Here is a 20,696-nt window from a genome sequence, read left to right as displayed (position 1 = left end):
CCGGGACGGGCCTTGCGCCTCTCGAATGCGTGTTGCGAGCACCTTTTCGGCGTCAGCGATGTCCTCGTCGGGCATGTCGGGAACTTCACGCGCGGCCACGGCTGCAGCTTGGTCTGGGACAGTGACGGCCTGACAGTCCTGAGACAGCCGAGGGCCGCCGAGACCATCGCGTCCCTTGTCGGTGGGCCTTGCACTAGGCCATCGCGCGCGGTGGAGACCCTTCGGCCATGCGGCCCGTCCCCGTTCTCGCCCACATCGGCGGCACCTCCGCCCCGTTCGGGGACGCGTTCGAGGACAAGCCGCCGTCCCGAGAGGCGATGCGGGCCATCCCGCGCTTCGTGATCACCGGGCCGGAACCGGCGATCCATGGCCTCGCGGTTCTCCTCAGTGCGGGTGACCGCTTCCTGTTCCCCGGCCAGGATCGGCGGTCTTGAGCCAGATCAACGCCGCTTCATCGCGACACCTTCAACGTGACAGGCACGCGAGGTTCGCTCCGAGGAGGTCACCATGTCCTATGCCAGCATCCTGGTCGCGGTCGATGACGGGCAGCACGCGCCGGCGCGGGTGAGCCTCGCCGCGGAACTGGCGCACCGGCTCGGCGCGCGGCTCGTCGGCGTCGCCGCCTGCATGCCGGACTACCCGCGGGGCTTCGGCGAGACCGCCGTGCCCATGGGCATGGTCATCGAGGAGATCCGTCAGGCCGTCCTGGACCGGCTCGCGGGCGTCGAGCAAGTCTTCCGCGACGCCTCCTGCCAGAACGAGCGCACCGAATGGCGCTCGGATCTCGCGTCTCCGGTCCCGTTCCTCGAGGGGCAGTCGCGGGCCGCGGACCTTGTCGTCGTCGGCCGTTACGCGGATGATGAGGGTGTGACCACCGGTATGGCCGTCGAGGTCGGCGATGCGCTGATGGGTGTCGGCCGGCCCGTCCTCGTAGTCCCCGCCGGCGTTGAGCACGTGGAGGCGCAACGCATCGTCGTCGGTTGGAAGAACACGCCCCAGACACGCCGGGCGGTGTCGGACGCGCTGCCTCTCTTACGGCGGGCCGAGGCGGTGCAGGTCTTCCGCGTGTCGGACGGTGAGGACCGGGCCGAGGTCGAGGACGTTACCCGCTACCTCGCCCTGCACGACGTCAACGCGACGGCGCAACTGGTCAAGCCCTCGGGCTGGACGGTCGCCGACGACGTCCGGAAGGCGGCCGTTGACTTCGACGCCGACCTGATCGTGACGGGCGCTTACGGCTACAGCCGCCTGCGCGAGTGGTTCTTCGGCGGGGTCACGCGCGACCTGCTGGCCAAGGCGCCGATCTGCTGCCTGCTGTCCCACTGACCGGAGGGCATGTCGATGCCCCACCCGGTCTAACATGGCGAACCGGGGTTTCCTCCACCCTCAGCCACGCGTTTGCCGGAGTCGGGCCAGGACCCGTTGCCCGGGTCGGTTGGGGTGCCTCCGCCCGAGTTGGAGGACATACCGCCGATGAACGAGCCGCTCGAGATTCCAGGCAGCCTGCCGCCGGAGATCGTATCTTCGGCACCAGGAACGGCGCCTACCAGCCGGCATGTCTCCCGTTGATGCGGCTATCCCGATCTCACACGGCAATCCGGATCGCTCCGCCCCCAGTGACGGGGTCCACCCTGAAGTATGTGTCTCGGGCCAGTGAGGGTCCCCCGGATTTTGGTCCGGCCGAAAGGTGAGCCTCCGGGTCTCATTCGGCGGCCTGCAGGGCCGCCAAGGCAAATTCCTGCTCTCATTGTAGTGCCGCCGCCACGTCTCGGTCTTGCTCCTCGCGTCGGCCAACGACAAGAACCAGTTCGCGTTCAGGCACTCGTCGCGCAGCCGGCCGTTGAACGACTCGACCAGTGCGTTGTCGGTCGGCTTGCCAGGGCGCGAGAAGTCCAACGTGACACCGTTCTCGTAGGCCCAGCGGTCGAGGGCTTTCGAGACGAACTCAGGCCCGTTATCGACCTGAATCGCGCACGGTACTCCGCGCAGCAGCGCCAAGCGGCCGACGACAGCCAATCTGCACCGCGCACCGCCCGCGCCAATAATCCGCATCCGGTGTACGGAGCCACGGGTTGGCATGGCGGCGGACGACCGGGATACAACGGCACATGACTAGCATTTCGACACGCCGCCAATTGCTGCTCGCGTCAGCTTGCGCCGGGGGCGGTGTGCTCGGCGGCGCGCTCACGGGCCGAATCGGTGCCAGTGGGAGCGGAGCAGCGCTGGGGGCGCCCGCCATTGCGACGCTTCCCGAGCAGATCCGCCTGGGCGGCTATCACGCCCACATGTTCGGAGTGGTCGGCGACGGGCAAAAGGACGATACGGTCGCCCTCCAGAACGCCTGTGCGACGGTCAAGGCGCTCGCGCAGGCGCCGGACGGTTCGAGCCGGTCATGGCTGTTCCCGGTCCTGCAGGTGAGCGGCAACATCAAGGTCACGGCGCCGATCCTTCCGACCCACAGCATGCGCGGAGCCGGGCGCGCGCGCATCTGGACACCCGATAAGAAGATGGTGCTGCTCGACGGCCGCCCATCCAGCGATCCCGGGCGCTTCGGCTTCACGCGTTTGATCCTCGAAGATCTGTCCCTGCAAGGCGGCCTCCACGCGCTCGCTGTCGGAAACGCCAATATCGACGACGGCCTGATTGAGCTGAATCGCCTCTCGATCGGCGACACCGCTGACTACGCCGTCGACGTGACCGGCGCCTACTCCACGGTGCTCGACGTGGTCCGCTGCCACTTCGTCCACTGCAACGGTGACATCCGCACCGAGACCGACGTGACCAATGTCAGCGGTGGGTGGTCCGAACCACACTTCGACAACTTCTCTCCCGACCGCGCCGTGTTCTGCATGAACCACGCTGTGCGGTACTTTCAAATGCTCAATCTCGGAGCCGGCTGGTGCGGCGTACCCGTGCTATGGCGTCAATCAGGCGGCCCGGACGCTTTCGTGGCCGGCTCACGCTGGGTCGATGTGCGGGGCACCTTCAGCGCCCAGGGCGTGCGCTTCGGCGGAGAAGGCGGCGGCATCCCGATTGCCTATTACTTCTCTGCCGCCAACTCAGACACCAACGGGCAGGTCGATAGGGGCGGCTACGCGCGCGGTGGCGGCATCACCATCCGTGACTCGTGGTGTTACGCCGGCCCGACCGCGCGCCCCGATTCCGGAGTTGTTGTGCTGCGGGGTGAAGCGCCCGCCAGCCTCGTCTTCGACGGCAATCTCGGCCCCCTGGCCACGCCCATCGTCGTGAATCCGGCCAGTGGCGGCATATCCGACCCCGCGGCTTATTTCGCGGCTTGGCGGGCCGCGACCGGCAAAGCCGACGAACGCCCGTATTTTGACTGGCGCATCGCCGATAGCAGTATCCGCACCTCTACCATGGTGCCGCCAAGCTTTGCCCACTTGGTACGGGTGGCGCCACTGGTCGTGCCTCGTCGACACTGACGCCGCGACCAGCCAAGCAACACCTGACGCGTTGTTCCAAGTCGAGCGAACCGCCAGGGATGTCGTGAGATTCTCAGGGCGCCAGCCGCGTGCCTCGTAGCAAGTTGATAGCGGGCGCATGGGTCGTGTCCCGGGTTGTGGTGCAGCTCTCCCGCGGGGTTTTCATCGGCGGTTGCCGGGTCGGGTGGCAAGCGCCAACCGCGTACCCGAGAGCCCCCCGATGACCGACGCGATGATGGCCTTGCGCGGGCTGGTGGAGACGAGAGCCGACGCCGATCTGCTGCGCGAGAGGATCGGTTTTGCGGCCGAACGGCTGATGGAGCTGGAGGTGGGTGGCCTGACCGGCGCGGCCCACGGCGAGAAGAGCGCCGAGCGGTCGATCCAGCGCTACGGCTATCGCGACCGGGACTGGCAGAATCGCGCCGGCACGGTCGAGCTGCGCATTCCGAAGCTGCGCATGGGCAGCTACTTCCCGGCATTCTGGAGCCGCGCCGGATGGCCGAGACGGCGCTGACGGCTGTGATCCAGGAGGCCGACATCCAGGGCATCCCAACCCGCTCGGTCGATGACCTCGTGCAGGCCATGGGCGGCACGGGCGTGTCGAAGAGCCAGGTCAGCCGTCTGTGCCAGGAGATCGACGAGCGGGTCGGCGCGTTCCTCGACCGGGCGATCGAGGGCGCGTGGCCGTATCTCTGGATCGACGCGGCCTACGTGACGGTGAGCCAGGTCGGCCGCATCCAGGATCCCCGTTGCACGCGTGCGATGGGAGCCCGGTCCCGGTGGCGGTGATCGTGGTGGCCCTCAGCCAGCGACACAACGCCAGGGGGCACAACCAGCGCATTCCGCCCGACGATGCCGTGGCAGATGCTCCGTCTCAACCATCGCCCTCGGTCAAATAACCGAGCGTCTGTGCGATCGATGTGCTTGGAGGCCTTGCATTCAAGTCTCGAACTGTCCGGCTCCGTCGACAATATGGCAGACCTCGAATGTTCGGTTGGGAGTATTGCCCACGTCTATCAAGCGTCCTTCACTCGACCATGGACCTTCCCGAAACCAGGCTGACGCGTGGTCCTTCGCCGGCGTACGTGCGGCGCAGTAAACAAACTTCAAGCTGCCGGCGGTGCTTGAGCGCTAAGAGAGGCTTATCCGGTGTTTTAGTATGTGAACACAGTCCGTATGACGGATTTCGCCACTGATGATTCCAAGATTTCATCGCTAACGACACCAGACTTATTTCGTGGAACCGATCGCATCGCCAAAGATCGAATCTGCGCGATCAGCTTGGCTTTTTCATCGGCAGTCTCCGGCTCATAGATTGCGATAACAGTTGACAGGAGAGCCTTCAGTACCGCCTCGTTGCCGAGCTGAATGCCTTCTATGTAACTTCGATATTCATCCGCGCGCTCGCGATCGGCGCGTGCATCGATCTCCTCGGCAGCTCTCGTCATATTATGCCCCCCGGCAAATCCTAACGACGACTCGATCACCGTCGGCGGCCCACTGAGCCAATTTTTTCCTACTCCGGCAACCATCCTGCCCCACCTCGCCGTGCATCCTCTCTGCCCCATTTCCTCGCGCTCGCCATTGCCACTCGGTGCGACCCGATCGAACGCCTGTCCGAGCACAGCGCGCCATGCCGGCGACGTGGTCGGCGATGCGGGTCAGTGCAGTCGCCTTGATCGGCCAGTTCGGCGCCGAAGCGCCCCGGCTCGGCGAGAAGGCGAAGCAACTGTCCGGCGTTCATTTGCCCTGAGGACGAACGATTGGCCCGCGGTCGCTTTCGAGAGGAACCGGAGCGTGTTCGGCCCCTTCTCCGGCTAGCCGACGAAGCTGGATCGGACCTGGGGCGTGCCGATCTGCGCGTCCGCGGCCAGGGCCCGCCGACACTCCGCCTCAACCTCGGTCGCGTGCGGCTTCCTTGTGGCGATCAGCGGTCCGAGGTCCGCGATGGCCCTCGCGTCGACCTCGCGGGTACGTACGGACGCGGCCGATCCGCCGCCCGCGCTGCCGGCGGTGTTAAAAGCGGCGGTTGGCGTGCGCCTGCAGGAAGCCCTTCTGCTCGTCGGATGCAGAACCGTTGCGCCAGCAGCATTGCGGCGCGTCGGCCGGTCGAACGGCTCCAACAGAGCTTCAAAAGGACGCTCCATCATCTTTCATCGCTAACAATGCTGACATTCTGCCGTAACTCGGAGGAAGAATGGTTCGCACATTGCGCGACGCGGCCTAGCCGCCGGGCCAAGCGTAGCCCGACATGAAAATCCGGCGCGCGAAAGAGCGATTCTGAAGGCCTGTCCGGTACCCGATGCTGTTTGCGATCGTGTTCTTCATTTCCGGATTGTGCATCGCTTATTCGCTGCAGGCGAAGCACGTCGTTGTTTCTTCGATTTTAATTTTTGTCTTTTCTGTAACGATATTCTCATTGAGCCGTGGCATGGGCGCCGAACAGATTCTGATTACGTTTGCATATTTATCGGCCCACCAGTCAGGATACCTCGTCGGTTCGTATCTGAACGGCTTTGACAAGAGGGATTAGGTCGGCACTCTGCCATGCCCCGGGATTGGTCGGGAGAGCGTCTCATGAGTAGGGTCCGCGAGCTTATCGCGTAACCAGGCGCGTCATGTCTGGCAATTTTCCAAGCGAGGCCGGATCTTTATCCAGGCCGGAAAGTAGCAGGTAGCTGGCGTCGAACCCGGCAAAATTCTCCAATCGCCTGACATCGGGAACGCTTATGAATCTTCGGCCGCTCTCGATTAAGCCGTCTTTGCGAAGATCCGCGAGGACCCGGTAGATATGCACGTTCGAGAGCCCGGCCGTATCCGCCAGTTCAGGCTGTGTCAGCGGCAGATGATAATTCGCCTCGAAGCCGAGACCTACAGCACGCAACCGGGCGAGAAGTTCGCAAATGATGTGCGCAACCTGCTTGTCAGCGGACCGACGCCCAATCCCGACGAGCCATTCCTGCAAGACCGCTTCATCAACTAAAATCGAACGCCATAGAGCGCGATAGATATTTGGCCTGGTCGCGGCAAGTTCTTTGATCTGCTGGTAAGGCAGCGTGGCGATCAAGCAAGGGGTGAGCGTGGCTACGGAATGGATCGCGCGATTGAGAATCGAGGCATGCAGGTCGCAGCCGTCTCCTGGAACGAGGTAAGCGACGATCGAACGGCCACCGTCAGGTACGAGTTTGTAGCGGCAGGCAAACCCGTCGAGAATGACGTAAGCGGCGTCCGGGCACTCTCCTTCCCGGATCAGATCCTGACCCGCTTCCACCTGCGAGAGACTGCATAGAGCCTGACTCAGCGCCGAGATGTCGTCGTCATCTAGGTGCGCGCGCGATGCCAGCTTCCGGATGAATGAATCTGACATCTGCCTCGCCAGAACCGGGGCTGCGTGCGTCCCGATGAAAGGATGCATGCACAACGATTGGTCGTTGCATAAGCGTATAGCAGATTTGCGGCGCAGGCCTGAAGAGGCTCTGTGGGCGGCACGATGGACATCTCGCGGGCGGCATCGGGCGCTCCCGCGGCCAGTCCGCGGCGGACGCTGGCACCGCTTCGCATTCCAACGGCTGTCTGACCGACGGCGTATCGAGCCGAGAAAGTAATCGCGGCTTCTTATTTGGCTACCAGAGCCAGATCACGCGGCCGCTAACAGCATAGATGACAAACCAAATCCCGACCGCAACGACAATCGATCCTGCGACAATGGCCAAGTGCGGCCTCTTGCGACTCTCCAGATGCCCGCTGGAGACGTGTCTGATCATCGCGAACCTCTTTTTCGTCCTTCCGGTGCGCCCAGGCGCAGAGGCGGACCGACTGAGGCCGCCGGCTCCCGAGGGCTGCGGCCTGATACTGGCGATCCGACCTAACAGCAGCCCATTGCTCCGCTGTCCTCATCAAATGAAGGGTTGGCTCTGGTGTGTTCGGCGTCGCGCCGTGTGACCTCGCGCTCAGGGGCGCCCTTCACCGGGAATCCTTGACCTTGAACGGCCCGCGGCGGTCTCAAAAATCGCGCCCGAGGCGTCCGTTGGAAGGCCTCGCTCGAGGCGCTCGGTTCGCATTCCTGAGGGCCCAGTGCAGCCTTCTCGGCGCGCTTTACGAGGTCGTCCTCGCGAGAGCCGATTGTCGCGCAATCCTCCGCACGGATCGTCCGCCGGCACGCGATCGACCAGGCCGCGAGCAGACATCGCGACCGTCCGGACCGGAGTGGAAGCGGCGCCACGTATTGCCACGCCGATCGGATTTTGACCCGAGCGCCGCTTGGTTGGGGGCAGCCGATTTGCGACGCCCTCGATTTCGCTCGCTGACGCGCCGCGCCCGCCCTGCCTGCAGCGTGTTATGGGCATGGATAGGCGGCCCGGCTCACCGTTCTCGAGCGGCAACGGCTTGGGTTGCGGGATACCATCCGTCGGCCAATTTCGGGCACCGATGGCCGCCTCCCAGGACCACCCGATACGGAAGGGCTGACGCCACGATGCGAACGATCGTTTATGCTGATGGGGGTTGCGACCCTAACCCCGGCCCTGGTGGTTGGGGGGTGGTCATTTCGGCCCCGGATGGCACGGTGGAACTGTGCGGCGGAGAGCCTGGCACCACGACCAACAACCGCATGGAGCTGACGGCCGCGATCAAGGGCCTCGAGCATTTCCCGGCCGGAGCCGCCATCGAGATGCGGTGCGACAGCCAGTACGTCGTCAAATCGGTGACCGAGTGGATGCGCGGTTGGAAGGCGAAGGGCTGGCGCACGACGACGGGCGAGGTGAAGAACATCGACCTCATGAAGCGCCTCGACGAACTGAACGCGGCGCGCGACGTGAAATGGACCTGGGTCCGGGGACATGCCGGTGACCGTCTGAATGAGCGCGCCGACGCTCTCGTCCACCGGGGCCGTCGCGAGGCGAAGCTCGGCAAGCTCGAGTCGCGGAACAACGGTGCGCCGTTGCCTGCCCCTGATGCTGCACCAGCTTCGTCGAGCCAGGGTACCGAACTGCGCGTCGATCTCGCGCTCGGCCTTCAGGTCACTCGGGCCGCGAAGGCGGCGGGTGTCACGCCCGACGCCCTGATCGACGATGCGATCCGTTTCTACCTCGAGATCGGCCCTAGCGAGGTCGCGCGCCTGCGAGGGCGCCGAGCGTAGGGAACGAGGCCGATTCCGGCGACTTCTGTCCGCCGGCTCGACCCCAGCAATGCTCCATGCCTTCGCCGCTCGGACATCGGAGGGTTCGCCATCGGGCAAGCCCCGGTCAATCGGCGAGGCGTCCCTGAAGGGTTGCTCCGGACGGGAAGGCGGTCGTCCATCCGGAGCCGCAAGCTGACAGGGCAAAACGGTTTCGGCCGCGAACACGGCGCTGCCTCGGAACAGTTGACCCGAGGGTGCGCCCAACCACGCAGGCGGCCGTCCTGCCTCGGAATGATCGGAACCCATCGACCCGTTTGGCATTGGTCGTCCAACGCAACAGCGAAGGAGACATCGATGCGGAAGCTCGCTCTCATCTCCGCCCTGGCTCTGTCCGTCGGAGCAATCGGCGCGACCGGCGCCCAGGCGCAGGGTTATGGATACGGCGGCGGCTATGGCGGCCACCATGGTGGATACGGCCGGGGCTACGACCGCGGCTACGGCGGCCAGCGTGACTTCGGCTACCGCCGTCATCGCGGCATCTCGACGGGCGCCGCGATCGGCCTCGGTATCGCGGGTGCAGCGGCCGGTGCAGCCGCCGCAGGGGCCTACGGCCACGGCGGACCGGGTTATTACGGCCGCGGCTACTGAGGAGCCTCACGGCTTCACGATTTTCGGACCCCTGCCGCGCCTGCGCGGCGGGGGTCGCTCGTTGTCCGGGTCGCCTTCCAAATGCGGCCTCGGCGGGATGACCGTCTACCGCAGCCACGCCTTGATCCGCGCCCGCAGGGTCGGCCGCACTGCCCGGCGCGCGCGCGCCTCCGCGAAGGCGTCGATGCGGATCCGGTCCGTCGGGACCTGCCGCAGGAAACGCTCGGCAATTTCGAAGATCAGCACGTCCGGCCTGATGGTCTCGACATAGGTCCAATCGATATTGGCCGACCAGATCGCGTGGACCTCCGCGAAGGTCTCCGCCAGCATCGCGGTCAGGCGCGCGCCCGGGCTGTAGATGTAGGAATCGCCGAACAGGACGACGCGGCGAGGATCGGGTGCTTGGTGGTTCTTCAGCACGACGCGTGATCCGACGAACAGGCCGCGCAGCCGCAAAACCCGACCGGTTTCGCGGACACGGACCAGCGCATTCGCTTCGGTCCGTTCCGCGCGGCGTGGGAAGTCGTAGGCGACGTAGTCCTCGCCGACGGGCGGCGTCAGCTTCTCGCCGAGATCGAACGTGAAGTGCTCCTGCTGGCTCGAGCCCGCGAAGACATGCTCGGCGACCGGGGCATCCAGCGCCTCGCAGAGCGCGCGATAGGCCGTGAGATAACCACGGTAGGTCCAATGCGTGTCGGTCCGCAGATAGACCGGCTCCTCGGCCCGCGCCGCGGTCAAGGGACCCATCAGGTCTACCATTGCGGCCGCACCGTCTTGCGCAACCAGGCGGGCGAGCCGGACGCCCGGTGGGTCGTCGAGACCGGGAAACGGACGGCCGAGCTGATCGGGATAGACAGCGAGTTTGTCCGGCACGACCATGTGCACATGGCGGATGCCGAGCTTGTCCAGACGGCGTGCGCGCCGGGCGATGAGGCGGGCCCAGCGGCCGAGAATTCGGCGCGATGCGGCCGTGTCGCCGTAGAAGGTCTCCACCTCGCGCGCCCGCCCGACCCAGTACAGCCAGCCCTCATGCCCGATTGCGACGCCGTTGCCGCTCTTCATGAATGGTCCGCCCCTCCTGTCGCTCCGGCAATGCCCCCGCCGAACCGTTCGCGCACCCGCCTCGACGGATCCGGCCAGGATTGCAAGCCCGCCTGCGCCGAACGCCGGGCTCCGAACTGGGGTTAAGGCCTGGCTCCCGCGTGCAGGGACAATCCCGTCATTCCGGGACTGCGGAGCAGGGCTCGCAACCCGGATCCGGAACGCACGCACGGTATGTCACGGTCGGCAGATCTGGATTAGGGGCTCGCCCGCGGCGCCCCGGCATGACGGCGTGGTTGTGACGCGGCAAACGCCACGCGGAAGCGTTGCAACCCGTTCACCCGAGTTCGCGGCTCTAGCGCCGGACGCCGGGCAAAGACGGCCCGTGATGTTTTTCGCCTGCGTCGCCCCTGTTCGGTGAAACCATATGGGCGGCTTCGGGGTACTTCGATCAGGCGCGTCCTTGTGCGCGGCGTTCTGAAGAGGCAGCGGCTGATGTCCGCGCTTGTGACCTTTGTCGGCTGCAGCCTCGTGCTTGCGGGTTTTGCGGCCGAAAAATTCGCCGAGCACCGCTGGCTCGCCGCCAGCCGTCCTGCGCCCCTCGACACCTTCGCGGTCCTCGCCGTGACCCTGCCGGCCGCCGGGCTCACGCTGATGGCCGCCTTGGCAGCCTGACGCCGGCTGAATTGCCCGTCAGGCCGTTTCGAGAGAGAATCGGACGCCGGCGCTCCGTTCCTTGCGCCAGACCAACGCAACCGCATAGCGCATCTCGGCGCCGGTCAGCACGAGATCGAAGGTGGGCGCCAGCACGACGGCTTGCGCGCCCAGGAACTCCAGCATTGCGCCGTCGTCCGAGATATTCTTGACTTGGCAAGGGGATCTTGACCCGTCGGGATGCTGAACGAAGGCCAGCAGGGCGGTTGGCTTCCGCTCGGTCGCGCGCTGCTCCACGTAACGCGGGCTCGGCTTTGCACTTCGGTACATCGCCGATGTTCCTGCGCAGGTGCGCCAAGATGGCAAGACTCCTGAATATTATTCAGTCTTCGCTAAGAAATCATTGACGATCAATCCCGATTCAAATCCACCGCCGTCGCGAATTCCGTTCCGTGCGGTCGAGCGCGCGCCCCCGCATGAGCCTTGAGGTTCGGCGATTGCCATGGCCCAGGGCGAGCGCGCAGCCTATCTGGCCGTGGGCAGCTTCGCCGGTTCGATCCAGAGGGGCGCCAATCGAAGGTCGGATCCGCCCATGCGCAATCGCTCCCGTGTCGCTCTCCTGTCGCTCCTTCTGCCCGGCACCTTGGCGGCTTTGAGGGGCTTGGCGGTCGCCGAGATAGCCGCTACCCCGCCGGCTCCGGCGACAGCGCCGGCGTGGCCGCCGAACTTCTCCCGCAACGTCCAGGGCACCGGCCTGCCTGGTATCGACGGCGGCCATGTCTTCCTGTGGAACCGGCCGCAGGGCTTCGATCCGGTCTCCACCCTGCGGGTCGACCGCCACGTGCCGGAGGGATCCGGTGAGGCCACCCACACCTACAAGGCGATCTGGGCGCTCGGCTCCTCAGGCCCCAACAATGCCGGATACGAGTGGACGATCACCGGCGAATTGCACAATCGCGCCCTCGCCAGCACGGGCGCGCAGAACGTCGCGGTCAACGGGACGATCTTCAAGGAGGCGAACGGGCTGGGGCCTGTTGGGCCATCCTGGGCCGGCAACTTCAACTGCGTGGACACGACCGACGAGCCCGATCCGGTTGCCTCGTGCATCGGCGCCGAGGTCGACGTCTCCGCACACGCGCCGACCACCGACCGCAATCGCCAGCGCGTCGGTCTGCAGATCTCCACCGGCGGGGTGCCGGGCGCCCATACCGGATACGGGATCCTGATGGGTAATCTCGCCGGCTCGGTAACCGACCGAGGCTTCTCGTTTCAGGGCGAGGGCACCTATGGCATCGGCATCGACGCCGCCGCGGCCCGATTTACCGGCCCGGCGATTCTGCTCGGCTCCGGTCAGTCGATTGGCCTCGATGGGGACCGCGAGGGTGCCTTCTCGCGCAGCCTTGGCTTCGACGGGCGCGATCTCGTCTACGGCCTGGGCGGCGGCCCCGTGTTCCGGGTCAGCGACACCGGACAGGTCGAGGCGGCCAGCGTTCGCGAGGCTTTGCCGCGTCCGCCGCAGAGCAGCGATGCACCCTGCAGCCCCGGCGAACACGCTTGGGACGCGGCCTACGAGTATCGCTGCGTTGCCCCGAACCGCTGGAAGCGGGCCGCGCTCAACGACTGGTAGGGGTGGCGCAGCGGCGTCAGCGGTCGAGGATGCGCACCACGGCGCGGGTGGCGGGATCGACCACCACGATCTTGTCGCCCGGCGCCACGAAGTAGCCGAATCGGCGCAGGCGCGGGTTGGGTGCCTCCGTGAAGGGCGCGAGTTCGACATCCGGCGGCACGATGCTGCCGGGCCGCAACGGGATCGATCCGACGATCGGCCCAGGCCCGACCGGGCGCCGCACGATGTAGTCGCGGACGATGACGTCGTCGTCCGGCTCGAAATCGTCGGGTGCCACGATCACGGCCTGGGCGAAGGCCGAGCCGGTGAACAGGGCGGCGAAGCCGAGGGACGCGGCGAGGCTTGCGCGTGTGGACATGGCGGTCTCCGTGACCTTCGAGGCTGCCGGAAACCCGCGCGGCCCTGGAACGGTTCCCGCGGTCGCCCGGTCAGCGACCCATCTGGCCAGCCTCGGCGAGCGCGACCGGCGACCAGCGGGTGATCTGCACGAAGCCGTCGAGTGCCGCCACCACCACGTGCCGGCGATGGCGGTGGACGACCGCGCCGGGCGTGTGTCCGTGACGCTCGCGCCAGCCATGGGCCTCTGCGACGAACACCCGTGCATCGCCGAGACGCGCGATGGTCTCGACGGTTCCGAAGGCGCGCACGCGCCGGAGAACGGCATCCACCTCCTGGCGGAAGTCGAGCGTCCGGTCCGCATCCGTGGCGCGCGGCCAGTAGGAACCATCACCCTGCGGCTCGGCCCGGCGCCAGCGATTGGGAAGGTCGCGACCGAGGGGCCCCGCGGCGAGGCGCCGTGCCGCCATCTGGCACTTTGCCAGCAAGGTCTCGTGGTTCTCCTGCCGGCTCAATGCAAAGATCTCCTGAGCCAGGATATCGCCCGTGTCGAAACCGTCGGCGAGCACGTGCGCCGTGACGCCCCAGGTCTCGTATTGGTCGAGCACGGCCCGGAAGAGCGGGTAGGGACCACGTCCGGTCGGCAAGGGCGAGGGATGGAAGTTGAGGCCGTAGGCGAGGCGGCCGTGCCAGCCCCTCACCAGCCAGGGATAGCCGGCGACGACGAGCGCGCAATCCTTGCCGTGCTCGGCCTGCAGCCCTGCGATGTCGCTTTCGCGGATGCGCGAGAGCTGGATCGGCAGCCGCAGCGATCGGGCGCGGGCGACGACCACCTCGTTGTGGTCGTAGATCCCGTCGCAGGGCCGGGTGAACAGCTTCACCGGCGTCCAGCCGGCATCCAGGAGCCCCTCGAAGACACCGCCCAGGAAGTCGATGCCGGCAAACGCGAACTTCATGCTTCCCGCCTGCGACCTTGTGCACGTGGAGGGCGCGGTCCCGGCCGCCTGCCCGAGAGCGCCATCGGCCTTACCTTCATCGGGTCGGAATGGGTAGCAGGGGGCTCCGCGTGTCTCGAGTGATGATCTACGGCGGGACGGGCGGAATCGGCCTCGCAACGGCGCGGGCTCTGCGGGCGCGGGGGTACGCCCTGCATCTGGCCGCCCGGGACCCCGCCCGCCTGTCGAGCGCCGCCGATGAACTCGGCGAGACGACGTTCAGCGCCGGCGATGTCGCCGATCCCGCCTTCTTCGCCGCGGCGACGGAGGCCGCGGGCGCGAGTTTGGCGGGCCTCGTCTACGCGGTCGGCACCATCAACCTGCGTCCCCTGGGTCGCCTGACCCGTGAGGATGCCGAGCACGATTTTCGGATCAACGCCTTGGGCGCCTTCTCGGCCGTTCAGGCTGCCGCTGCTGCGCTTAAGGCCGGCGCCGGTGAAAGCGGTTCGGGCGTCGTCCTGTTCTCGACGGTCGCCGCCGCGCAGGGCTTCGCGGCTCATGCTTCGGTCGCGATGGCCAAGGGGGCCGTCGAGGGGCTGGCGCTCTCCCTTGCCGCCGAGCTTGCGCCCCAGATCCGCGTCAACGTGCTCGCGCCGTCATTGACCCGCACGCCGCTTGCTGCGGCGATCACCGGAAACGAGACCCTGACCCAGGGAATCGCCGCGATGCACGCGCTCCAGCGCCTCGGACGACCGGAGGATGTCGGTGCGCTGGCCGCCTTTCTGGTCTCCGACGAAGCCGGCTGGATCACCGGTCAGGTGATCGGCGTCGACGGCGGTCGCTCGACCCTGCGAACCAAGGGCTGAGGCGATGCCGGCAAGAGCGTCCCTGCCGCGCAAGGCCCGGTCGACGCTGCGCTTCGTCCTCGGCGACCAGCTCTCTCGGCGCGTCTCCAGTCTCGTGGACGTCGATCCCGAGCACGATGTCGTCCTGCTAGTCGAGGTGCGCGACGAGGCGACCTATGTCCGCCACCACAAGCAGAAGATCGCCTTCCTGTTCGCCGCCATGCGCCACTTCGCGGCCGAACTGGAGGCGGAGGGGATCACGATCGATTACGTGCGGCTGACCGAGGCCGGCAATACCGGCAGCTTCACCGGCGAGCTGGAGCGCGCGGTCGCGCGGCACCGGCCGCAACGGGTCGTGGTCACCGAGCCCGGCGAGTGGCGCGTCTGGGAGATGATGCAGGACTGGCGAGAAACCCTGCCGGTTCCGCTCGAGATCCGGTCCGATAACCGCTTCCTGTGCCCGCGGGAGGATTTCGCCCGCTGGGCCGAGGGCCGGCAACACCTGCGCATGGAGACCTTCTATCGCGGCATGCGCCGCCGGACCGGCCTGCTCATGGATGGTGCCGAACCCGCAGGCGGCCGCTGGAACTTCGATCCCGACAACCGGAAGCGTCTGCCGAAGACGCATCGTCCGCCGGACCGGATCGGCTTTCAGCCGGACGCGCTGACGCGTGAAGTCATCGCCCTCGTGGAGCAGGAGTTCGGCGACCATTTCGGCGACCTGACGGCCTTCTCGTGGCCGGTGACGCGGGCCGACGCGCTGGCGGCGCTCAAGCATTTTGTCGTCGGCTGCCTGCCGACCTTCGGCGACTATCAGGACGCGATGAAGACCGGCGCGCCCTTCCTCTATCACGCGCTGCTGTCGCCAGCCCTGAATACCGGTCTGCTCACTGCCGAGGAGGTCTGCTGGGCTGCGGAGCGGGCCTACCGCGAGGGAGCCGCACCGCTGAACTGCGTCGAGGGGTTCATTCGGCAGGTCCTCGGCTGGCGGGAATATGTACGGGGCGTCTACTGGGCGCGGATGCCCGGTTACCGCGAGACCAACGCGCTTCAAGCCAGACGCGCCCTGCCGTGGTTCTACTGGTCGGGCGAAACCAAGCTCAACTGCATCGCGCAGGTCGTCTCGGACACCCGCGCACACGCCTACGCCCACCATATCCAGCGCCTTATGGTCACCGGCAACTTCGCCCTGATCGCCGGGCTCGACCCGGTCCAGGTCGAGGCGTGGTACCTGATCGTCTTCGCCGACGCCTATGAATGGGTCGAGCTGCCCAACGTGCACGGGATGGTTCTCTGGGCCGACGGGGGCGTGATGGGCTCGAAGCCCTACGCTGCTTCGGGCGCCTATATCGATCGGATGTCGGACTATTGTGCGGCCTGCGCGTACGACGTGAAGGTAAAGTCCGGGCCGGACGCCTGCCCGTTCAACTATCTGTACTGGAACTTCCTGATCGAAAACGAGGACCGCCTGGCCGGCAACCAGCGGATGGCCATGCCGTATCGGACCCTTCGCGGTCTGGGCGACAAGCGCCGGGACGAGATTCGGCGCGACGCGGCGTTCTTCCTGGAGGCATTGAGCAGCGAGCCCGGCCCGCTTCACCAGGGCGACCACACGGCGAGTGCCAGATAGGGACCGGGTGTACGCCGGCCGGTCTCGGATTGCAGGCCCGCCGACACCCGGAAGCTGTATCGACCCATGGTGAAGTCCGTGCCGTGCAGGCCGAGGTTCCATTTGCGATAGCCTGTGGCGTCTGTGTAGGCGGCCACCTCCGGGCCGACATACGTATCGCAGAAGCGGTAGCCCCACGCGAGGCGCGCCCACACGCTGTCGCGCGCCGAGCCCGCCACCACGCCCGCCTGCACGAGCGTGGCCTGCGTCGGTCGCGCCCAAATCTCGCCCTGCAGCCGAAGGCCGAAGTGCGGTTCAAGCTCGGCGAGCCCCCGACCATGGAGGAGCATCTCCCGGATGCCCTCGGGACCCGCGTAGGCAGCGATGACCCCCCAATCGAAGAACCATTGATAGCCGATGACCAGGGCGGCGCTCGCCGTGTAACGCTGGCGTGCCTCGGTGGATCCGCGTTCGTCACGAACCCCGCCGCCGAGACTTGCGAGCGCAACGAAACCGTCATGATTGAGGGGCCCCCACGCAGCCTTCGCCCCGAGGGTCAGGAAGGTCGCTGCGCTCGCATCGAGGCTGCCAAACAACAGCGTGTCGATCTCCCCAGCGGAAGTCGCGAGCGGATGCACACCGTAGGCCGAAGCAAAAACCACAACGCAAACCACAAATTTGCGCATCCAGGTAAGATCGAATCGCATCGCAAGATTCTGACCCTTGATCTGAGGGCAGAAAACTTAGGTGAATCAGTGCTGATTGACAGGCGCGGGTTTGGGAGATCAACCGAAAACATCGAATTCTTGCGCAGGTTGCAGCGTGAATGCTTGGACTTCCACGTGCAGGTCCAAATTTCTACTTGAAATTTACATGGTTGGCTGATGGCGGCCATCGCCTGCCGGTCGGAAGCCGTTGCGCTGTCGCGAATCTGCCGTGCTTGGCGTGCCAGATGATCTCGGCTAGAGCCCGCGGCTGGAAAGCGAAGGTTGGCGGATCCTTGACCTCCGGTGCACGAACGTCGGACGTCCTCACGGTGCTGGCAAGCCAGGAGGGCGAGCGCCTCACCGTGGGCGACATCGTTGCGGTCCTCAGGGATCGTGCCTTTGCGCTGCTGGTCGTGCTGCTCGGGCTGCCGAACTGCCTGCCGATGCCGCCGCCGATCCCGCTAATCTGCGGCCTGCTTCTGCTGCTCGTGGCGATTCAGATCGCGGCCGGCATGTCGGCGCCCTGGCTGCCGCGCATGTTGCTCGGCCGCTCCATCGCGCTCGCTGACGTGCGGCGCGCGGTCACCCGTGCGGTGCCGATCCTGAAGCGGCTGGAGCGCTGGTCGCGACCGCGCGTGAGCGTCTTCGAAACCGCGCTCGGCATGCGCGGCATGGGGATCGTCCTGCTGGCCCTGGCGCTGGCGCTGATCGTGGCCGCGCCCATCGTGGGACAGATCCCTCTGGGTCTCGCCGTCTGCCTCGTCGGTCTCGGACTCGTCGAGCGCGACGGCATCGTCGTCTTGGGCGGCCTCGTGATCGGCCTGTTCGGGGTCGCCATCAATGCCGGGTTCGCCTACGCGGTGATCGCAGGGATCCTGGGCCTTCTCAACCTCTGACGGATCGTCAGAGGCGGTAGCGGATCTGGTCGGTCCAGAAGCGCTCGAGACGACCCAGTGCCTGATTCAGCCGGCCGAAATCGTCGTCCGAGATGCCGCCGATCGGCGCGATCGTGCGGGCGTGCTTGTCGTAGAGCCCCTGGATGATCTCGTGCACCTGACGGCCCTTGTCGGTCAGGCTGATCCGGACCGAGCGGCGATCGGTCTTCGAGCGGGCGTGGTGCAGATAGCCGGCCTCGACGAGCTTCTTGACGTTGTAGGAGACGTTGGAGCCGAGATAGTAGCCCTTGGTCCGCAACTCGCTCGCGGTCAGTTCCTTGTCGCCGATGTTGTAGAGGAGCAGCGCCTGGACGCTGTTGACGTCCTCCCGGCCGCGGCGTTCGAACTCGTCCTTGATCACGTCGAGCAGTCGCCGGTGCAGCCGCTCCACGAGGTGAAGTGCCTCCAGGTAGGAGCCTTTCGCGGTCGACGCCTCTTCGGGAGCCTCGATCTTCGCGACTCGGGCGCTCTGGGTCTTCATCTCTGCCTCGCCATCTGGTGCCACCTCCATACAATGCGGGGCGGCTCATGTTGGTGAAGCTAGGGCTCGGGAATGAAAGGCGATTTAAGCGACAGGATGAATTCGCGATTTACTCTTCGAGGTAAAGACAAACTGAAGCGAAGATCAAAACATTTCGTTCACCGTGCTTCCTGAGCGGCGAGCCAGGAGAGCAGGAAGTACAACGTCACAACGCTGGCACCGAATACGAGCAGAGGAACCGGAAGCGGCAGAAGTTGCGGCGTGAGAACCGCGAGCGTCATGGCCGACGTCACGGCGAGCAGCCAGATCACGCCGCCCCAGGAACTGGTAAGCCACAGCCCGATCGCCGCCGCGGCGTCGACCACCGCGAAATAGACGATCGCCGCCTGTCGTCCGAAGGGCTCGACTTCGAACGGCCGCGCGCCGGGAAGCACGTCGAGGATCGTTGCCCAGGCCAGGATGCTCTTGACGAGCCAGGCAAGCGCAGTGAGGCGCATGAACCAGACGAGCACCGTGTCCCATGTGCCAGGCGCAGGCCCTTGGGCGCGCTCGATCCGGTCGGTGGGGATCTCGCCGGGCCGGGTCGCCTTGCGCCGGATCGGAAGGTAGCCGGGCACTAGGACGCGCTCGCGGGTGCGGAGAGCCGGTTCATGATCGGGGACGGGATCCAGGTCGATCGGTGAGGGATGCGCCGGGTTGAAGCGGTTCTGTCGCCCGACGTCAACGGTCGGGTTTCGCCCCGTCCGCCCCCTATGCTAGTCCGATGGCTTCGGCGCCGGTGCGCCGGCCGTCCGCGGCATTGCCCGCGCGAACCGTAGCGAAGCCGCATGTCAGACACACTGCCAGAGCCGCGTCCCATCGCCGTGGAGGCCGCCCGCGAGGGTGCCCGTGTCGAGGGCCTGAAGATCACCCAGCGGCCACGCCGCAACCGCAAGGCGGATTGGTCGCGCCGCCTTGTCCGCGAGCACACGCTTACGGTCGATGACCTGATCTGGCCGATGTTCGTCATCGAGGGGGAGGGGCGGCGCGAGCCGATCGCCTCCATGCCGGGCGTCGAGCGGCTCTCGGTGGATGAGATCGTCCGCGACGCGGAACGCGGGGCGCGGCTCGGCATCCCGGCCGTTGCCTTCTTCCCGTTCACCGAGGTCGAGCTGCGCGATCCGACGGGCTCGGAGGCGCTCAACGCCAACAATCTCGTCTGCCGGGCGGTCCGCGCCGTGAAGCGCGCCGTCCCGGAGGTCGGGATCATGACCGACGTGGCCCTCGACCCGTATACCAGCCACGGGCACGACGGGCTGATGAAGGACGGCGCGATCCTCAACGACGAGACCGTCGCGATTCTCGTGGAGCAGAGCCTGATCCAGGCCGAGGCCGGCACCGACATCATCGCGCCCTCCGACATGATGGACGGACGTGTCGGCGCGATCCGTGCCGGCCTCGACAAGGCGGGCTTCCTCGACGTTCAGATCATGGCCTACGCGGCCAAGTACGCGAGCGCCTTCTACGGACCGTTCCGCGACGCAATCGGCACCAAGGCGGCGTTGGTCGGCGACAAGCGCACCTACCAGATGGACCCGGGCAATTCGGCCGAAGCCCTGCGCGAGGTCCGGCTCGACCTCGAGGAGGGTGCGGACTCGGTCATGGTAAAGCCGGGCCTGCCCTATCTCGACATCATCCGCCGCGTCCGGGACGAGTTCCAGGTCCCGACCTTCGCCTATCAGGTGTCCGGCGAGTACGCGATGATCGAGGCTGCCGCCCGGAACGGCTGGCTCGACGGCGACCGCGCGATGGTCGAGGCGCTGCTCGCCTTCAAGCGCGCGGGGGCCGACGGGGTCCTCACCTATCACGCCCCCCGCGTCGCCGAACGCCTGCGCAGCCAGCCGTGAGGCGCCTGCACCGCTGGCTCCTCGGGGCCGCGGTGGTGACGGGCTTTCTCGGAGGGCTCGCCGCCTGTCAGGACACCCTGCGGCGCGAGCGGGTCGCCACCTGCCGCCGCGCCCTTCCGGCGATCGCGCCCCAGGCCGGGATCCGCCTGCTCCGTGCCGCCACCGGCCCGGCCACGAACACGGTGCGGGTCGATTATGCCGACGGCAACCGGCAGCACTGGCTCACCTGCCGCTTCGATGCCGGGTCCACTCTCGTGGCCCTCGCCACCGAGAGCATGAGCCTATCGGGGCCCTCGCTCTACATGCTCAAGCGCTTCTATCTCGATACGCCGGATGCCCAGGCCGGCGATCCGGCCGAGCGGTGACGGAGACCCCTCCGCCCTTGCGGCTTTCGCGACGCGCACCTACCTGATCGGCGCAGCCTCGCTTG

The 20,696-nt window shown here is 66.6% G+C and carries 22 protein-coding genes and 2 pseudogenes; 13 read left to right on the top strand and 11 right to left on the bottom strand.

Annotated elements, in window-relative coordinates:
* Window positions 1-227 precede the first annotated feature (227 nt).
* Together JOE48_RS08895 and JOE48_RS08890 are read left to right on the top strand one after the other, a co-directional pair.
* On the top strand, window positions 228-434 hold the full coding sequence (locus JOE48_RS08895; protein ID WP_210036135.1) for a glucokinase: 207 nt from the start codon (window positions 228-230) through the stop codon (window positions 432-434).
* 73 nt (window positions 435-507) lie between these two features.
* A complete protein-coding gene (locus JOE48_RS08890; RefSeq protein ID WP_210029251.1) occupies window positions 508-1,326 on the top strand; it encodes a universal stress protein in 819 nt (272 codons plus the stop codon).
* A 411-nt stretch (window positions 1,327-1,737) separates the two neighbouring features.
* Here JOE48_RS08890 and JOE48_RS08885 read toward each other — a convergent pair.
* Window positions 1,738-1,986, bottom strand: a pseudogene (locus JOE48_RS08885) (integrase core domain-containing protein); the annotation flags it as partial.
* Window positions 1,987-2,108: 122 nt separating this feature from the next.
* Here JOE48_RS08885 and JOE48_RS08880 point away from each other — a divergent pair.
* On the top strand, window positions 2,109-3,443 hold the full coding sequence (locus tag JOE48_RS08880) for a hypothetical protein (RefSeq protein ID WP_210029250.1): 1,335 nt from the start codon (window positions 2,109-2,111) through the stop codon (window positions 3,441-3,443).
* A gap of 220 nt (window positions 3,444-3,663) precedes the next feature.
* A pseudogene (locus JOE48_RS08875) lies at window positions 3,664-4,229 on the top strand (transposase); the annotation flags it as partial.
* Between the two features lie 368 nt (window positions 4,230-4,597).
* Here the strand turns inward: JOE48_RS08875 and JOE48_RS08870 are convergent.
* The 3 genes from JOE48_RS08870 to JOE48_RS08860 form a co-directional block, all read right to left on the bottom strand.
* Complete coding sequence (locus JOE48_RS08870; RefSeq protein WP_210029249.1) at window positions 4,598-4,975, bottom strand: hypothetical protein; 378 nt, start codon at window positions 4,973-4,975, stop codon at window positions 4,598-4,600.
* Between the two features lie 285 nt (window positions 4,976-5,260).
* Complete coding sequence (locus JOE48_RS08865; protein ID WP_210029248.1) at window positions 5,261-5,593, bottom strand: hypothetical protein; 333 nt, start codon at window positions 5,591-5,593, stop codon at window positions 5,261-5,263.
* Window positions 5,594-6,039: 446 nt separating this feature from the next.
* Complete coding sequence (locus JOE48_RS08860) at window positions 6,040-6,810, bottom strand: Crp/Fnr family transcriptional regulator (RefSeq protein WP_210029247.1); 771 nt, start codon at window positions 6,808-6,810, stop codon at window positions 6,040-6,042.
* 1,107 nt (window positions 6,811-7,917) lie between these two features.
* On the opposite strand from JOE48_RS08860, the gene rnhA reads away from it, so the two are divergent.
* Window positions 7,918-8,580, top strand: a complete 663-nt coding sequence (gene rnhA / locus JOE48_RS08855; RefSeq protein WP_210029246.1) for a ribonuclease HI — start codon at window positions 7,918-7,920, stop codon at window positions 8,578-8,580.
* A 336-nt stretch (window positions 8,581-8,916) separates the two neighbouring features.
* On the top strand, window positions 8,917-9,210 hold the full coding sequence (locus JOE48_RS08850; RefSeq protein WP_210029245.1) for a hypothetical protein: 294 nt from the start codon (window positions 8,917-8,919) through the stop codon (window positions 9,208-9,210).
* A 105-nt stretch (window positions 9,211-9,315) separates the two neighbouring features.
* Here JOE48_RS08850 and JOE48_RS08845 read toward each other — a convergent pair whose 3' ends face one another.
* Window positions 9,316-10,272 carry an alginate O-acetyltransferase AlgX-related protein gene (locus tag JOE48_RS08845; RefSeq protein WP_210029244.1) on the bottom strand — a complete coding sequence of 319 codons (957 nt, stop codon included), beginning with the start codon at window positions 10,270-10,272 and terminating at the stop codon, window positions 9,316-9,318.
* Between the two features lie 474 nt (window positions 10,273-10,746).
* Here JOE48_RS08845 and JOE48_RS08840 point away from each other — a divergent pair, with 474 nt between their 5' ends.
* Window positions 10,747-10,926: a hypothetical protein gene (locus JOE48_RS08840; RefSeq protein WP_210029243.1), complete on the top strand. Its 180-nt coding sequence runs from the start codon at window positions 10,747-10,749 to the stop codon at window positions 10,924-10,926.
* An 18-nt stretch (window positions 10,927-10,944) separates the two neighbouring features.
* Here JOE48_RS08840 and JOE48_RS08835 read toward each other — a convergent pair whose 3' ends face one another.
* On the bottom strand, window positions 10,945-11,202 hold the full coding sequence (locus JOE48_RS08835; RefSeq protein ID WP_312893143.1) for a PilZ domain-containing protein: 258 nt from the start codon (window positions 11,200-11,202) through the stop codon (window positions 10,945-10,947).
* 295 nt (window positions 11,203-11,497) lie between these two features.
* On the opposite strand from JOE48_RS08835, the gene JOE48_RS08830 reads away from it, so the two are divergent.
* On the top strand, window positions 11,498-12,532 hold the full coding sequence (locus JOE48_RS08830; protein ID WP_210029241.1) for a hypothetical protein: 1,035 nt from the start codon (window positions 11,498-11,500) through the stop codon (window positions 12,530-12,532).
* Window positions 12,533-12,548: 16 nt separating this feature from the next.
* Here JOE48_RS08830 and JOE48_RS08825 read toward each other — a convergent pair whose 3' ends face one another.
* Both JOE48_RS08825 and JOE48_RS08820 read right to left on the bottom strand, forming a co-directional pair.
* Entirely contained in the window at window positions 12,549-12,890 is a 342-nt protein-coding gene (locus tag JOE48_RS08825; protein ID WP_210029240.1) for a hypothetical protein, read from the bottom strand.
* Window positions 12,891-12,960: 70 nt separating this feature from the next.
* Window positions 12,961-13,824, bottom strand: a complete 864-nt coding sequence (locus tag JOE48_RS08820) for a formyltransferase family protein (RefSeq protein ID WP_210029239.1) — start codon at window positions 13,822-13,824, stop codon at window positions 12,961-12,963.
* Window positions 13,825-13,934: 110 nt separating this feature from the next.
* Here JOE48_RS08820 and JOE48_RS08815 point away from each other — a divergent pair, with 110 nt between their 5' ends.
* Window positions 13,935-14,669 (top strand): SDR family NAD(P)-dependent oxidoreductase, encoded by a 735-nt coding sequence (locus tag JOE48_RS08815; protein ID WP_210029238.1) that lies wholly within the window; start codon window positions 13,935-13,937, stop codon window positions 14,667-14,669.
* A gap of 4 nt (window positions 14,670-14,673) precedes the next feature.
* Window positions 14,674-16,278, top strand: a complete 1,605-nt coding sequence (locus JOE48_RS08810) for a cryptochrome/photolyase family protein (RefSeq protein WP_210029237.1) — start codon at window positions 14,674-14,676, stop codon at window positions 16,276-16,278.
* On the opposite strand, the gene bcsS is transcribed toward JOE48_RS08810, so the two are convergent.
* Window positions 16,245-16,964, bottom strand: a complete 720-nt coding sequence (gene bcsS / locus JOE48_RS08805) for a cellulose biosynthesis protein BcsS (protein WP_245252766.1) — start codon at window positions 16,962-16,964, stop codon at window positions 16,245-16,247. The two genes, JOE48_RS08810 and bcsS, sit on opposite strands and share 34 nt — an antisense overlap.
* Before the next feature lie 293 nt (window positions 16,965-17,257).
* On the opposite strand from bcsS, the gene JOE48_RS08800 reads away from it, so the two are divergent.
* Complete coding sequence (locus JOE48_RS08800; protein ID WP_245252765.1) at window positions 17,258-17,860, top strand: exopolysaccharide biosynthesis protein; 603 nt, start codon at window positions 17,258-17,260, stop codon at window positions 17,858-17,860.
* 7 nt (window positions 17,861-17,867) lie between these two features.
* On the opposite strand, the gene ldtR is transcribed toward JOE48_RS08800, so the two are convergent.
* Both ldtR and JOE48_RS08790 read right to left on the bottom strand, forming a co-directional pair.
* A complete protein-coding gene (gene ldtR, locus JOE48_RS08795; protein WP_210029235.1) occupies window positions 17,868-18,380 on the bottom strand; it encodes a transcriptional regulator LdtR in 513 nt (170 codons plus the stop codon).
* 158 nt (window positions 18,381-18,538) lie between these two features.
* Window positions 18,539-18,997: a DUF6163 family protein gene (locus JOE48_RS08790; RefSeq protein WP_210029233.1), complete on the bottom strand. Its 459-nt coding sequence runs from the start codon at window positions 18,995-18,997 to the stop codon at window positions 18,539-18,541.
* A 210-nt stretch (window positions 18,998-19,207) separates the two neighbouring features.
* On the opposite strand from JOE48_RS08790, the gene hemB reads away from it, so the two are divergent.
* Both hemB and JOE48_RS08780 read left to right on the top strand, forming a co-directional pair.
* The gene (gene hemB, locus JOE48_RS08785) at window positions 19,208-20,266 is read left to right on the top strand and encodes a porphobilinogen synthase (RefSeq protein ID WP_210029232.1); all 1,059 of its coding nucleotides are present in this window, start codon (window positions 19,208-19,210) and stop codon (window positions 20,264-20,266) included.
* The gene (locus JOE48_RS08780; RefSeq protein ID WP_210029230.1) at window positions 20,263-20,631 is read left to right on the top strand and encodes a hypothetical protein; all 369 of its coding nucleotides are present in this window, start codon (window positions 20,263-20,265) and stop codon (window positions 20,629-20,631) included. Before hemB ends, JOE48_RS08780 begins: the two co-directional genes overlap by 4 nt.
* Window positions 20,632-20,696: the final 65 nt, after the last annotated feature.

Source organism: Methylobacterium sp. PvR107 (genome assembly GCF_017833295.1).
Taxonomy (GTDB): domain Bacteria; phylum Pseudomonadota; class Alphaproteobacteria; order Rhizobiales; family Beijerinckiaceae; genus Methylobacterium.
Note: the sequence above shows the minus strand (reverse complement) of the source record. Positions and strands in the feature narration are given on the sequence as shown.

Coding starts and splice junctions, on each gene's coding strand:
- JOE48_RS08895 (WP_210036135.1), top strand. CDS start 228: ATGCGGCCCGTCCCCGTTCTCGCCCACATCGGCGGCACCTCCGCCCCG.
- JOE48_RS08890 (WP_210029251.1), top strand. CDS start 508: ATGTCCTATGCCAGCATCCTGGTCGCGGTCGATGACGGGCAGCACGCG.
- JOE48_RS08880 (WP_210029250.1), top strand. CDS start 2,109: ATGACTAGCATTTCGACACGCCGCCAATTGCTGCTCGCGTCAGCTTGC.
- JOE48_RS08870 (WP_210029249.1), bottom strand. CDS start 4,975: ATGGTTGCCGGAGTAGGAAAAAATTGGCTCAGTGGGCCGCCGACGGTG.
- JOE48_RS08865 (WP_210029248.1), bottom strand. CDS start 5,593: ATGATGGAGCGTCCTTTTGAAGCTCTGTTGGAGCCGTTCGACCGGCCG.
- JOE48_RS08860 (WP_210029247.1), bottom strand. CDS start 6,810: ATGTCAGATTCATTCATCCGGAAGCTGGCATCGCGCGCGCACCTAGAT.
- rnhA (WP_210029246.1), top strand. CDS start 7,918: ATGCGAACGATCGTTTATGCTGATGGGGGTTGCGACCCTAACCCCGGC.
- JOE48_RS08850 (WP_210029245.1), top strand. CDS start 8,917: ATGCGGAAGCTCGCTCTCATCTCCGCCCTGGCTCTGTCCGTCGGAGCA.
- JOE48_RS08845 (WP_210029244.1), bottom strand. CDS start 10,272: ATGAAGAGCGGCAACGGCGTCGCAATCGGGCATGAGGGCTGGCTGTAC.
- JOE48_RS08840 (WP_210029243.1), top strand. CDS start 10,747: ATGTCCGCGCTTGTGACCTTTGTCGGCTGCAGCCTCGTGCTTGCGGGT.
- JOE48_RS08830 (WP_210029241.1), top strand. CDS start 11,498: ATGCGCAATCGCTCCCGTGTCGCTCTCCTGTCGCTCCTTCTGCCCGGC.
- JOE48_RS08825 (WP_210029240.1), bottom strand. CDS start 12,890: ATGTCCACACGCGCAAGCCTCGCCGCGTCCCTCGGCTTCGCCGCCCTG.
- JOE48_RS08820 (WP_210029239.1), bottom strand. CDS start 13,824: ATGAAGTTCGCGTTTGCCGGCATCGACTTCCTGGGCGGTGTCTTCGAG.
- JOE48_RS08810 (WP_210029237.1), top strand. CDS start 14,674: ATGCCGGCAAGAGCGTCCCTGCCGCGCAAGGCCCGGTCGACGCTGCGC.
- bcsS (WP_245252766.1), bottom strand. CDS start 16,964: ATGCGATTCGATCTTACCTGGATGCGCAAATTTGTGGTTTGCGTTGTG.
- ldtR (WP_210029235.1), bottom strand. CDS start 18,380: ATGAAGACCCAGAGCGCCCGAGTCGCGAAGATCGAGGCTCCCGAAGAG.
- hemB (WP_210029232.1), top strand. CDS start 19,208: ATGTCAGACACACTGCCAGAGCCGCGTCCCATCGCCGTGGAGGCCGCC.